Origin of the sequence: Sinomonas atrocyanea, assembly GCF_030811715.1 — a bacterium.
In the GTDB taxonomy this organism is placed as follows: domain Bacteria; phylum Actinomycetota; class Actinomycetes; order Actinomycetales; family Micrococcaceae; genus Sinomonas; species Sinomonas atrocyanea_A.
In genome coordinates this window covers 509,297-521,711 of the sequence record NZ_JAUSRH010000001.1, presented here as the reverse complement: position 1 = coordinate 521,711, position 12,415 = coordinate 509,297, and the positions used below count along the sequence as shown (strand labels likewise).

The 12,415-nt window shown below is 72.5% G+C and carries 12 protein-coding genes; 5 read left to right on the top strand and 7 right to left on the bottom strand.

Features of this window, described 5'->3' with window-relative positions:
• Nucleotides 1–5: 5 nt before the first annotated feature.
• Nucleotides 6–713 (top strand): pentapeptide repeat-containing protein, encoded by a 708-nt coding sequence (locus tag J2W21_RS02545; protein ID WP_307112926.1) that lies wholly within the window; start codon nucleotides 6–8, stop codon nucleotides 711–713.
• Nucleotides 714–735: 22 nt separating this feature from the next.
• Here J2W21_RS02545 and J2W21_RS02540 read toward each other — a convergent pair whose 3' ends face one another.
• Entirely contained in the window at nucleotides 736–2,415 is a 1,680-nt protein-coding gene (locus J2W21_RS02540) for an MFS transporter (protein ID WP_373423055.1), read from the bottom strand.
• 395 nt (nucleotides 2,416–2,810) lie between these two features.
• Here J2W21_RS02540 and J2W21_RS02535 point away from each other — a divergent pair, with 395 nt between their 5' ends.
• Genes J2W21_RS02535 through J2W21_RS02525 form a run of 3 tightly spaced genes read left to right on the top strand, consistent with a single transcriptional unit; the run spans nucleotide 2,811 to nucleotide 4,896 of the window.
• Nucleotides 2,811–3,104: an ArsR/SmtB family transcription factor gene (locus tag J2W21_RS02535; protein WP_307112924.1), complete on the top strand. Its 294-nt coding sequence runs from the start codon at nucleotides 2,811–2,813 to the stop codon at nucleotides 3,102–3,104.
• Nucleotides 3,101–3,520 (top strand): arsenate reductase ArsC, encoded by a 420-nt coding sequence (locus tag J2W21_RS02530; RefSeq protein WP_307112923.1) that lies wholly within the window; start codon nucleotides 3,101–3,103, stop codon nucleotides 3,518–3,520. The genes J2W21_RS02535 and J2W21_RS02530 overlap by 4 nt, the downstream gene beginning before the upstream one ends.
• Nucleotides 3,517–4,896 (top strand): FAD-dependent oxidoreductase, encoded by a 1,380-nt coding sequence (locus J2W21_RS02525; protein ID WP_373423052.1) that lies wholly within the window; start codon nucleotides 3,517–3,519, stop codon nucleotides 4,894–4,896. The genes J2W21_RS02530 and J2W21_RS02525 overlap by 4 nt, the downstream gene beginning before the upstream one ends.
• A gap of 75 nt (nucleotides 4,897–4,971) precedes the next feature.
• Here J2W21_RS02525 and J2W21_RS02520 read toward each other — a convergent pair whose 3' ends face one another.
• The 6 genes from J2W21_RS02520 to J2W21_RS02495 form a co-directional block, all read right to left on the bottom strand.
• Nucleotides 4,972–5,250: an HPr family phosphocarrier protein gene (locus J2W21_RS02520; protein ID WP_066494625.1), complete on the bottom strand. Its 279-nt coding sequence runs from the start codon at nucleotides 5,248–5,250 to the stop codon at nucleotides 4,972–4,974.
• 79 nt (nucleotides 5,251–5,329) lie between these two features.
• On the bottom strand, nucleotides 5,330–7,042 hold the full coding sequence (ptsP, locus tag J2W21_RS02515) for a phosphoenolpyruvate--protein phosphotransferase (RefSeq protein WP_307112922.1): 1,713 nt from the start codon (nucleotides 7,040–7,042) through the stop codon (nucleotides 5,330–5,332).
• A gap of 25 nt (nucleotides 7,043–7,067) precedes the next feature.
• Nucleotides 7,068–9,155 (bottom strand): PTS fructose transporter subunit IIABC, encoded by a 2,088-nt coding sequence (locus J2W21_RS02510; RefSeq protein ID WP_307112921.1) that lies wholly within the window; start codon nucleotides 9,153–9,155, stop codon nucleotides 7,068–7,070.
• 12 nt (nucleotides 9,156–9,167) lie between these two features.
• On the bottom strand, nucleotides 9,168–10,130 hold the full coding sequence (locus tag J2W21_RS02505; RefSeq protein WP_307112920.1) for a 1-phosphofructokinase family hexose kinase: 963 nt from the start codon (nucleotides 10,128–10,130) through the stop codon (nucleotides 9,168–9,170).
• The gene (locus J2W21_RS02500; RefSeq protein WP_307113008.1) at nucleotides 10,127–10,918 is read right to left on the bottom strand and encodes a DeoR/GlpR family DNA-binding transcription regulator; all 792 of its coding nucleotides are present in this window, start codon (nucleotides 10,916–10,918) and stop codon (nucleotides 10,127–10,129) included. Before J2W21_RS02500 ends, J2W21_RS02505 begins: the two co-directional genes overlap by 4 nt.
• Nucleotides 10,919–11,098: 180 nt before the next feature.
• Nucleotides 11,099–11,353: a DUF6458 family protein gene (locus J2W21_RS02495; protein WP_307112919.1), complete on the bottom strand. Its 255-nt coding sequence runs from the start codon at nucleotides 11,351–11,353 to the stop codon at nucleotides 11,099–11,101.
• Nucleotides 11,354–11,544: 191 nt separating this feature from the next.
• Between J2W21_RS02495 and J2W21_RS02490 the strand changes: the two genes are divergently transcribed.
• Entirely contained in the window at nucleotides 11,545–12,375 is an 831-nt protein-coding gene (locus J2W21_RS02490; protein ID WP_307112918.1) for a hypothetical protein, read from the top strand.
• Nucleotides 12,376–12,415: the final 40 nt, after the last annotated feature.

Sequence of the window (12,415 nt, the reverse complement as noted above, 5' to 3'; positions counted from 1 at the left end):
AACCCATGGCAGACTCGACCCGTTCCCCCCGCACCGCCCGGAACGCCGGCCCGCGCGCCGCCCGGGACCAGAGCGCCCCACGCCTCGAACCGCTCGTCCTCGAGGGGCTCGAACCCGGTCTTGCGGGCGACCCGGAGGCCGGGCACCGCACCGAGGGGCTCGCGTTCGACGGCGTGGACTTCACGGGCCTCGAGCTCGGCGCCGCAACCTTCTCCGAGTGCGCCTTCCGCGACGTCACGGCGCACGACGCCGACCTCCGCTCGGTCTCGTTCCTCGACTGCCGCTTCGAGCGGCTCAGCGCCCCGAGCCTGCCGGCACCGCGGAGCCGCTGGCGCGGCGTGGAGATCGAGGCCTCCCGGATCGGCTCGGCAGAGCTCTACGACGCCGAGCTGAATGGCGTCCTCGTGCGCGGCTGCAAGCTCGGCTACGTCAACCTGCGCGGCGCGCGCCTCCGAGACGTGAAGTTCGAGGACTGCGCGATCGAGGAGCTGGACCTCGGCCACGCCTCGGCCCTGCGCGTCGCCTTCGAGGGCACCCAGGTCGACGCGCTTGACGTCAGGGGCGCGTCCCTCGAGCACGTGGACATGCGCGGAGCCCGCCTCTCCCGGGTGTCCGGGATCGACGGGCTGCGTGGGGCGACCCTGAGCAGCCTTCAGGCCGCCGAGCTCGCGGAGCTCATGGCCGCGCGGCTCGGGATCGCCGTGGAGGGCTGAGGCCCTCTGGCCGTTGACCGGCCTAGTTCTTGACCGGGGTCGGCGGCAGCGGGACCTCGGGCACCGGGCCGGAGATCGGGCCGGACGCGACGGGGGCCTCGCCGGAGACCTGCGCCTCGAGCGCGGTGGCCTCCAGGTCCACGCCGGCCTCCTCGGCGGCCTCGACGGCAGCCGGGTGGTCGAGCGGGAGCTGCAGCGCCACGCCGTCGTCCGCCACCGCGACGGGGACCTCCGGCAGCGGCATGTGCTCGAGGTCGATGCGCGGGTCATCCTCCTGGTGTGCGACCACCTCGCGCGCCTCGGCCTCGGTGTCCACGCTGGGCAGGGAGCCCGGGAGCGGGCGCTGCGACGACTCGCGCAGGAACCAGATCGCCACCGCGCCGACCACCGAGGTGGCCATCAGGTAGTACGCCGGCATCATGTCGTTGCCGGTGGACTGGATGAGGGCGTCGATGATGAACGGCGTGGTGCCGCCGAAGATCGCCACCGCGAAGTTGTACGCGATGCCCATGGCGCCGTAGCGGCTCGCCGTCGGGAACTGCGCCGGCAGGGCCGAGGCGAGGTTGGCCACGTAGAACGTGACGGGGAACGCGATGAGCGCGAGGCCCGCGAGGGTCGCGGGGATGGAGCCCACGCCGATGAGCAGGAACGCCGGGATCGAGAGCACGATCGTGCTCACGGCGCCGATCCAGAGCACCGGGCGGCGGCCGATCTTGTCGGAGAGCTTGCCGGTGAGCGGGATGCACAGGCTCATGACCACCAGTACCGGGATGGTGAGGATGGTGCCGTGCAGCTCGTCATAGCCCTTGGACTCGGTCAGGTAGGTCGGCATGTAGGAGGTGAGCGCGTAGCCCACCGTGTTCGCCGCGGCAACGAGGACCATGGCCACGACGATCTGGCGCCAGTAGCTGCGCACGATCTGCAGCGGGCCCTTCGTGGCGATCTCGTCTTGCGAGGCGAGCTCACGGCTCATGTTCTCCTGGGCGTCCAGGGCCGCCTGGAAGGCGGGGCTCTCCTCGATGCGGAGGCGGAACCAGATCGCGACGGCGCCGAGCGGGCCCGCGATCAGGAACGGGATGCGCCAGCCGTAGGCGACCATGGCGTCCTGGCCCAGGGTGAGCTGGAGGACGGAGACGATCGCGGCGCCGAGGGCGAACCCGATGTAGGAGCCCATGTCGAGGAAGCTCGCGAGGAAGCCGCGGCGCTTGTCCGCCGCGTACTCGCTCACGAAGGTCGTGGCACCGGCGTACTCGCCGCCGGTCGAGAAGCCCTGGATGAGCTTGATGGCGACGAGGAGGATCGCCGCCCAGATGCCGATCTGCGCATAGCCGGGCAGGAGGCCCAGGGCGAACGTCGCGGACGCCATCGTGATCAGGGTCATCGCGAGCACGCGCTGGCGCCCGATCTTGTCGCCGAGCCAGCCGAAGAACACGCCGCCGGCCGGACGGGCGATGAACGTCGCTGCGAACGTCCCGAGGAGGAAGAGGGTCTGGACAGTGCGGTCGGCCTCGGGCAGGAACACCGGTCCCATGGTGGTGATGAGGTATCCGAAGACACCCACGTCGAACCACTCCATCGTGTTGCCCACGATGGTCCCGCCGATGGCCCTCTTGAGCATCGGCTGGTCGACGACGTTGACGTCGTCGACCCTCAGCTTGCGTTTGCGGAACACCACGCGCCGGGGGCGCTGTGGCTCGGTCATCTGACGCTGGTCTCGTGACATGGCATTCAAGTCTAGTGCAGGGTCTTTCGATCTGAGAGTTGAAGATCGGTTTTCACCGTGGTCTGACTCACGCCCGCGCGTGCGCCCGGGCACTATCCTGACCTCCGCGCGAGGGGGTTGCGGGGCGCCACAATCCGCATGAAGTCGCGGGTTTCCGGCCGTACGACGCCGGCCGGCCACCTGCCGCCTGCACCGCACCACGGCGTGGTGAACATCACCGACTGATGGTTATTGAGTTGTGACCTTCGATGGGGTAGGGGCATGCACTGACGATGCCCTTGCGCTAAGACATAGAAACATGTGAATATTTCGATATGTCAGCTCTCGACGCCACGCCAGCACCCGCCGCGGCATGCTGCTCTCCTGTCTCCGGCATGCCGCTCTCCCAGACTGAGGCCGAGAAGGCCGCGCCCGTGCTCAAGGCCCTGGGCGACCCGGTACGCCTCCGGCTCCTGTCCCTCATCGCCGCGCACGAGGGAGGGGAGGCCTGCGTGTGCGACCTCAACGAGAGCTTCGACCTCTCCCAGCCCACCATCAGCCGCCACCTGAAGATCCTCCACGACGCAGAACTCCTCGAACGCCAGAAGCGCGGAGTCTGGGTGTACTACCGGGCCCGGACCGAGGCGCTGGGAAGCCTCGCGGCCCTCCTGAAAGGGGTGCCAGCATGAGCGAGAGGCCTTCGGTCCTGTTCGTCTGCGTCCACAACGCCGGCCGGTCCCAGATGGCCGCCGCCTACCTCAATCACCTCTCCGGGGGCCGAGTCGAGGTCCGCTCCGCGGGGTCCGAGCCCGCCGAGGCGGTCAACCCGGCCGCCGTCGAGGCGATGCTCGAGGAGGGCATCGACATCCACGCTGAGAAGCCGAAAGTGCTCACGACCGAGGCCGTGAAGGACTCGGACGTGGTCATCACCATGGGCTGTGGGGACACCTGCCCTGTCTTCCCCGGCAAGCGCTACGAGGACTGGCAGCTCGAGGACCCGGCAGGCAAGGGCGTCGACTCCGTCCGCCCCATCCGTGACGAGATCAAGTCCCGCATCGAGGCCCTCATCGCCGAGCTGCTCCCGGCCGGAGGCGCTGACCGGTGACCGCCATCCGCACCGACCACCCCGTCGCCGTCATCGGAGCAGGACCGGTCGGCCTCGCCGCCGCGGCGCACCTCCTCGAGCGCGGCCTCGAACCGCTCGTCCTCGAGGCAGGCCCCTCCGTCGGGGCCGCCGTGCGCAAGTGGGGGCACGTGCGGCTCTTCTCGACGTGGCGCTACAACCTCGACCCCGCCTCGGTGCGCCTGCTCGAGCGGCACGGCTGGGAAGCACCACGGCCCACGGCACTCCCGTACGGCGCCCAGATCGTGGAGGACTACCTCGAGCCCCTCGCCGCGACCCCCGAGCTCGCGGGCCGCATCCGCACCGGCCACCGCGTCCTCGCCGTCACCCGGAAGGACCGGGACAGGGGCAGCAGCCTCGGCCGCGACCAGGCGCCCTTCCTCCTGCGGGTGCAGCGCCCGGACGGGGCCGTAGCGGAGGTCCTCGCCCGGGCCGTGATCGATGCTTCCGGCACCTGGGAGCACCGCGCGCCGCTCGGGACCTCGGGGCTGCCAGCGCTCGGGGAGGAGGACGCCACGGCGGCGGCCCTCGTCACGGCGCCGCTGGCCGACGTCACCGCCGGCGGCTTCGGCGGCCGCCGGACCCTCGTGGTGGGCGGCGGCCACTCCGCCGCGAACAGCGTCCTCGCGCTCACCCAGCTCTCCCGGACGCACCCCGGGACGGAGGTCGTGTGGGCCGTCCGCGCTGCGGCTCCCGCCCGCGCCTACGGCGGCGGGAGTGCTGACGAGCTCCCCGCGCGCGGCCAGCTCGGCACGCGCCTGCAGACCATGGTGGAATCCGGCGCCGTCCGGCTCGTCACCGGCTTCCGCACCGAACGGCTCGAGACGATCGACGGACAGCGTCTGCGGGTCCACGCCGCGGACGGGCGCACCCTGGAGGTCGACCGGCTCATCCCCGCCACCGGATTCCGTCCCGACCTCTCGATCCTGTCAGAGGTTCGCCTCGACCTCGATCCGGCGGTGGACGCGCCCCGGCGTCTCGGGCCGCTCATCGACCCAGACTTCCACTCCTGCGGAACCGTCGAGCCCCATGGCGCAGCAGTCCTAGCCCACCCTGAGAAGGACTTCTACGTCGCCGGCATGAAGTCCTACGGCAGGGCGCCGACCTTCCTCATGGCCACCGGCTACGAGCAGGTCCGTTCCATTGCCGCCGCGCTCGCGGGCGATGCTCCGGCCGCCGAGGCGGTCGAGCTGGAGCTCCCGGCAACGGGCGTGTGCTCGGGGATCGGATCGGACGGCAGCGCCGACGAGGCCGCTCTGGCCGGAGCCTGCTGCAGTACCCCTGAGCCGACGCCCGTCTCGATCGGCTTCCCGACGGGGCTGCGGCACGGCCGTGCCACCGAGGGCGCCGGCACCTGATCAGACACGAGTGCGGCCGGCCCCCGCAGGGATCCGGCCGCACTCGTGTCCCCGTCCAGGCGGGGAGCGGTGGCGTTACTCGGCGTCGTGGTCCGTCTCGAGGACCGTCACGAGCTTCGCGAGAGCCTCGTCGGCGCCCGGGCCCTCGGCCCGCAGCACAACCTGCTGGCCGTACTCGGCGCCCAGGCTCATGAGCGAGAGGATGCTCGAGGCGTCCATGGCCTCGTCGGCAGGCTCCCCGACCTTGGCGATCGTGACGTCGAGGCCGGCCTCGCCTGCGGCCTCGGCGAAGATGGCCGCCGGCCGGGCGTGCAGGCCCACGCGCGAGCCGATCGTTGCGGTGCGTTCTGCCATGTGGTTCTCCTTGTTCTTGGGGGGGGTCGGGCTGGTGGGGGAAGCGTACTGCGTCGGCGCGGCGGGCCGGTACCGGCGGCTAGAGTCCTAGCTCGTCGAGGATGGGCAGGCTCGCGCGTACGGCGTCCCGGGCGGCCTCGGCCGTCGGCGCGGCGAGGGCCGCCGCGGCGAGCTGCCTGGCCTCGTCCACGGTGATGGTGGCCAGGACCCGGTTGACGGCGGGCAGGGCGCGCGGCGACATCGACAGGGTCGTGACGCCGAGGCCCACGAGCACTGCCGCGAGGGCGGGGTCCGCCGCGGCCTCGCCGCAGACCCCTACAGGTTTGGCGGTGCCGGTCGCCGCGGAAGCCGCGGAGGCGCCGTCGCACGTGGCCTTGATGAGGTGCAGCACGGCCGGCTGCCACGGGTCGTTGAGGTGCGCGAGCGGGCCGAGCATGCGGTCCGCTGCCATGGCGTACTGCGTGAGGTCGTTCGTGCCGAGCGAGGCGAAGTCCGCGTTCTGCAGGATGTGCGCGGACGTGAGGGCCGCGGACGGGACCTCGACCATGACGCCGGCGGTCTTCAGGCCGGCGTCCTTCGCCAAACGCGTGAAGTGGGCGGCCTCGTCCGTCGTGGCGATCATCGGGGCCATGACCCAGATCTCGGCCTCGTTCTCCTGCGCCGCCTGCGCGATGGCGGCGAGCTGGCGGGCGAGGACGCCCGGGCTGGTCCAGTCCGTGCGGTAGCCGCGCACGCCGAGGGCGGGGTTGGGCTCGTCCGCGTTGGTCAGGAACGGCAGGGGCTTGTCCGCTCCGGCGTCGAGGGTGCGGATCACGACCTTCTTGCCGCCGAACTCCTTGAACACGGCCGTGTAGGCGGCCACCTGCTCCTCATGGGTGGGCTCGGTGTCCCGGTCGAGGAAGCAGAACTCGGTGCGGAGCAGGCCCACGCCCTCGGCGCCGGCGGCGGCAGCCTTGGCCGCGTCCTTGCCGGTGGCGACGTTGGCGAGCAGCGGCACGGCGTGCCCGTCGGCGAGCCTGTTGTCTCCGGCGAACCCCGCGGCCAGGGCGGCCGCCTGCGTGGTCCAGGCTGCGGCCGCGTCCCGCTCGTGCTGGCCGGGCTCGGTCTGGACGGTGCCCGCGGCCCCGTCGACGTAGACCTCGGCGCCGTCCGCGATCGCCTCGACGCCGGCCGCTGCGACGACGGCCGGGAGGCCGAGGGCCCGGGCCAGGATCGCGGTGTGGGACTGCGGGCCGCCGCCGCTCGTGATGAGGGCGGTGACCTTGGCGGGGTCGAGGGTCGCGGTGTCCGCGGGGGCGAGGTCCTCGGCGGCGAGGACGAACGGCTCGTCCGAGGCCGGGATGCCCGGCGCCGGGAGCCCGCGCAGTTCTGCGACGATCCGGGCGCGGACGTCCAGGACATCGGTGGCCCGTTCGGCCATGTAGCCGCCGAGGGACTTGAGCTTGTCCGCGACGGCGGCGCCGGACTCCCACACGGCCCGCTCGGCGGAGCGGGCCCCGCCGTCCGCGGACGCATCGAGCAACTTCACGGCGCCCTTGACGAGCATCGGGTCCGCCGCCATGAGGGCGGTCGCCTCGAGGACGCCCTTCGCGTCCCCCGAGGCCGACGCCGCGCGGGCCTTCAGCGCCGCCTGGACCGCCTTGGACGCCGAGCGGATCCGCTCGCCCTCCGCGGCGGCGTCCACGCCGCCGGAGACGGGCCCCGCCGCGGGCTCGGCGACCGGTGCGGGCATCTGCCGCACCCGCCCGATCACACGCCCCGGGGTGACACCGACACCGTGAAACTGCTCCATCATCAAGACCTCGAACTCTCTCTCGCTAGGCGGCGACGGGGACTGGCTCCGCGGCCTCGGGCGCCTTCTTGCCAACGTATCGCTTGAGGGCGATGGTGGCCAGAGCGGTCACCACGACGCCTGCGGCGATCGAGACGACCCACAGGAAGAAGTTGTCGATCGCGAAGAAGACGAAGATTCCGCCGTGCGGTGCCTTCGAGGAGACGTTGAACGCCATCGACAGCGCCCCGGTCAGCGCGCCGCCGAGCATCGACGCCGGGATGACCCGCAGCGGGTCCGCGGCGGCGAACGGGATCGCGCCCTCGGAGATGAAGGAGGCACCCAGGAGCCACGCCGCCTTGCCGTTCTCGTGCTCGGTCGCGTTGAAGTTCCTGTGGTCGAGCACCGTCGCGAGCGCCATGGCGAGCGGCGGGACCATGCCCGCAGCCATGACCGCGGCCATGATGTGGTACGGCGCCGGGTTCGCCTCGCTCGCGGCGCTCAGGCCGGCGACGGCGAAAGCGTACGCGACCTTGTTCACCGGGCCGCCGAGGTCGAAGCACATCATGAGGCCGAGGATGATGCCGAGGATCACTGCTGCCGCGCCGCTCATGCCCGTCAGCCAGTCGTTGAGCGCCTTGGTGACGAACGCGATCGGGCCGCCGAGCACCACGAACATCAGCCCCGAGGCGATGATGGAGGCGATGAGCGGGATGATGGCCACCGGCATGAGGCCCCGCAGCCAGCGCGGTGCCGGCAGCGTCGCGAGCCAGTGCGCGGTGTAGCCGGCGAGGAGGCCGCCCACGATGCCGCCGAGGAACCCTGCGCCCATGAAGCTGGCCACGGCGCCGGCCACGAAGCCGGGGGCGATGCCCGGGCGGTCCGCCAGCGCGTAGCCGATGTAGCCGGCCAGCGCGGGGACCAGGAAGCCCATCGAGAGCGCGCCGATCTTGAACAGCACCGCGCCCAGGTAGGCGCCCAGCGGGCCGAGGGCCTGCGGGCCGAACTCGGTCGGCAGGCTGAAGAGGTTGTTCTTCACCACGATGGTGTCCGCGTACTTCGTGATGTCGAAGCCGCCGAGGAGGAAGCCGAGGGCGATGAGCAGGCCGCCGCCCGCGACGAACGGGATCATGTAGCTCACGCCGGTGAGCAGCACCCGCTTGAGTTTCGCCCCGCCGGATTCGCGGCCCTCCGCGCCCGACGCGGACGACGCCGCACCGGCGGTTCCGCGGGCAATCCGCCGCCCGCTCGGGTCGGCAGCGACAGCCAGGGCCTCGTCGAGCATGACGCCCGGCTCGTCGATGCCGCGCTTGACCGGCGACTGCACGTACGCCTTCCCGGCGAAGCGCTCCTTGTCGCGCACGTCCACGTCCACCGCGAAGACCACGGCGTCCGCTGCGTCGATCACGGATTGCGGGAGCGGGGTCGAGCCCGCGGAGCCCTGGGTCTCGACCTGCACGTCGATCCCCTTCTCCTTTCCGGCGGCGACGAGGGAGTCGGCGGCCATGTAGGTGTGGGCGATCCCGGTGGGGCACGCGGTGACGGCGACGATGCGCTTCTGGTTGCCTCCGGCGCTTCCGCCGACGGCGGGGCTGCCGCCCGCTTCGCGGACGCCCGAAGCCACACCCGCTGCCCCGCCGTCGGCTCCAGCCGCTGCGCCCGCGTGGGCCGGGGCGGTGGTGGTGAGTCCGAGGGCGTCGTTGACGAGCGCCACGACGTCTTCGCGGGTCGCCGCCGCGCGCAGGGCTGCGGTGAAGTCCTTCTTGATGAGGCTCCGGGCGAGCTTCGCGAGGAGCTTGAGGTGCTCCTGGTCGGCGCCCTCCGGGGCGGCGATGAAGAAGACGAGGTCGGCGTCGCCGTCCTTGGCGCCGAACCCGACCTTCTGGGACAGGCGGGCCATCGCCAGCGACGGCTCGGTCACGGCGGCGGAGCGGCAATGGGGGATGGCGATGCCTCCGGGGACGCCGGTGGCGGTCTTCTGCTCGCGCGCCCAGGCGTCCGCGAACAGCCCGTCCACCTCGGTGGCGCGCCCGGTGTCGGCAACGAGGCCGGCCAGGTGCCTGATCACATCGGCGGGGGAAGAGCCCAGCGACGCATCGAGCACCACGAGCTCGGGGGCGATGAGTTCGGTCATGGTGAGTCCTTCTCAGAGGGCCGTGACGGTCACGGCAGAGGGGGTGGTCTGGTTCGCTGCCGGGACGGTGGATCCCGGCAGGGACGCGGCGGCGGCCCCGTGGGCCACTGCCTGGCGCAGGCGGCCCTCGGCGTCCGCCCCAGTCGAGTCGGCCAGGAGGTATCCGGCCAGAGAGGAGTCGCCGGCACCGACGGTGCTGACGGCCTTGATGGGAAGGTGCGTGGCGTGCCAGGCACCGTCCCGGGTGACGAGCACGGCGCCCTTCGACCCCAGGGTCGCGAGCACCGCTCCGACCCCGGCATCCACGAGCGCCCGTGCGGCCTTCGCGGCGAGGGCCGGGGAGGCCTCGAGCTCGGCCGGCGTGCCGGTGTCCTGCAGGCCCACGAGGCCGGCGAGCTCCGCGAGCTCGTCAGCGTTGGGCTTGAGGAGCTCGGGCCTGCCCGCGAGGGAGGCCGCGAGCGGCGCGCCGGAGGAGTCGACGGCGATCTTCGGCGCGCTTCCGTCGGCGGCCGAGCGCAGGCGCTCGGCCGCCGTGGCATAGAAGTCCTCGGGCACACCCGGGGGCAGCGATCCCGCCAGGACCACCCAGGACGCCCCGCGGGCGCGGTCGACGAGGAGGGCGAGCAGGGCCTCCTGGAGGGCCTGGGAGAGCTCCGGCCCGGGCTCGTTGACCTTGGTGGTGACCCCGTCCGGCTCCGTGAGGGCCACGTTCGAGCGCAGCGGCGCCCCGATGGGCAGCGCCGCGTACGGCACGCCGGTGGCGGCGAGGCCGGCGAGGACGGGGTCGGCGGAATCGCCCGGGAGGACGGCGAGCGTGTCGAGTCCGGAGGCCCGCAGCGCGCGGGCCACGTTCACGCCCTTGCCCCCGGACTCCTGCCGCACCGACACGGCGCGCTGCACCTCGCCCCGCAGCAGGGGCGCGCCGAGCTCGACCGTGCGGTCCAGGCTCGGGTTCGCGGTGAGGGTCACGATCATGGCTTGCCTGCCTCAATTACGTCGACTCCGGCCTCCGCGAGGGCGTCGGCGACGTCCCCCTCGGGTGCCCGATCGGTCACGATGGTGTCCAGCTGGTCCAGGCGCGCGAACTGCACGAGCGTCTCGACGCCGAACTTGGTGTGGTCCACGAGGGCCACGACGCGGCGCGCGCAGCGCACGAAGGCGGCCTTGACGGCGGCCTCCTCGGCGTCCGGCGTGCTGAGCCCGAACTGGGCGTGCAGGCCGTTCGTCCCGACGAACGCGAGGTCGGGGCGGAGGCGCTCGACGGCGTCGACCGTCGCGGGCCCCACCGCCGCCCGGGTGAGCGGGCGGACCCGGCCGCCGAGCAGCTGGACGTTGAGGTTCGCGTCCGCCGCGAGCTTGTCCGCGATGGGCAGGGCGTTGGTCACGACCACGAGGGCCTGGCCGTCCAGCGGGGCGCCCATGAGGCGCTCCGCGAGTGCTTCGGTGGAGCTGCCGGCGTCCAGGAGGATGCTGCCGGCCCGGGAGGACTCGATGAGGTCCGCCGCGGCGTCCGCGATGGCCCGCTTCTCGAGGAGGTTCTGGATCTGCCGCTCGAGGAGGCTCGCCTCCGCGGTGGCCCCGCGCTCGGCGGGGACGGCGCCACCGTGGACGCGGCGGAGCACGCCGGCGGACTCGAGCGCGGCGAGGTCGCGGCGCACGGTCTCGGTGGTGACGGAGAAGCGCTCGGCGAGTTCGGTGACGCTGACCCGGCCTGCCTCGGCGACGCGGTCTGCGACGAGCCGCTGACGCTCTTCGGCGAACATCGACATGCCCGGCACCTCTCCTCTCTGAGCCCTGATCCAGCCTGTGGTCCCCATCACACGTATGTGGGATTGATTGACTGTATCTGCGTTTATGTTGGAAAGTCAAGAGGTTCCACATAAACGCAGATGGGCCCGGCGGAGCGCCTGCTCCGCCGGGCCCAGAGGGTTCTGGGACTGCTGCTAGATCTCGCGGCTGTCGCGCCGGGTGACGGCCTCCCCGGTGTCCGGGTCCACGAGCTGCCGCGACTCCGTCACGCGCCGCCTCGGGCGGGTTCCGCTCATCATCACGAGCGAGACGATCAGTCCCAGCACGCCGACGCCGATCAGGATGTAGCCGACGAGCGTCTGGTCGATGAAGGGGATGAGGCCAGGCGTCACCGCGAATGCGAGGATCGCGCCGATGGCGATGAGGAAGATTGACGCACCGATGCCCATAATGAGCTCCTTCCGCCGCTGCCGGTGCACTGGCAGCGCTCCAAGCCCGCGGGGCGCGGGTCGCCGGTCCTTTTCCCCGCCTGCCGTCTTCTGAAACAGCGCGCGCCGTCCCGGCGGCCCAGGGGCCCTTGGGGCTACGCCGAGCGCGAAGGGCGCGGGACATGGCCTGCGTCCGGGGCTAGCCTTGCCAGATGGCGAAGAAGAACATGGCCCTGCGGATCGCGCAGGACACAGCGCACCAGACGATGTTCGACGCCCAGGGCCAGGCGACCCCGCGCGTCCACCGGGCCCTCCTGGCGGCGGTGGACGTGCAGCGCCCCCTCGTGCTGGCCAACCTGCGCCGGCTTCACCGCCAGTACCCCAACGACTCGCCCGCCCAGCTCGCGCGCCGCCTCGAGCGCCGCTACCTCACGGCGGTGGGGGGCACGGGCGCCGCGGTGGGCGGGACCGCGGCGATGCCGGGCCTCGGGACCATGACCTCGCTGGGCCTCTCCGCCGCCGCCACCGTGGGCTTCCTCGAGGCGACGGCCCTGTACGCCGCCTCGATCGCGGAGCTCCACGGGGTGCACCTCGAGGACCCGGATCGGGCCCGCACCACCATCATGGCCCTCATGCTGGGGGAGGAGGGCACGGCCCTGCTCTCTGCGCTGGGCGGCCAGGCCCTCGGCCGCGGGGGCCACCCGTCCAGCGCGTGGGGCGTGGCGCTGAACCGCTCCATGCCGTCGCAGGCCGTCAAGGCGATCCAGGGCACCGTGCAGCGGCGCTTCCTCAGGTGGCTGCTCAAGCGGCAGGGCGGCGCGCTCGTGGGCCGAGCCCTTCCCTTTGGGGTCGGCGCGGTGGTCGGGGGCGCCGGCAACTTCCTGATGGGCCGCGCCGTGGTGCGCGCCGCCAAAGAGGCCTTCGGGCCCGCGCCCGACGTGCTGTCCGTCGAGTCGCCCCAGCAGGCCGTCGAACGCGAGATCGAAGAGCGCCGCGCGAGGCTGCTCGGGGGACGCGTCGGCATCGAGCCGCTCGCGGACTGAACCGCGGACTGAACCGCGAACTGAACCGGCCGCCCGGGCC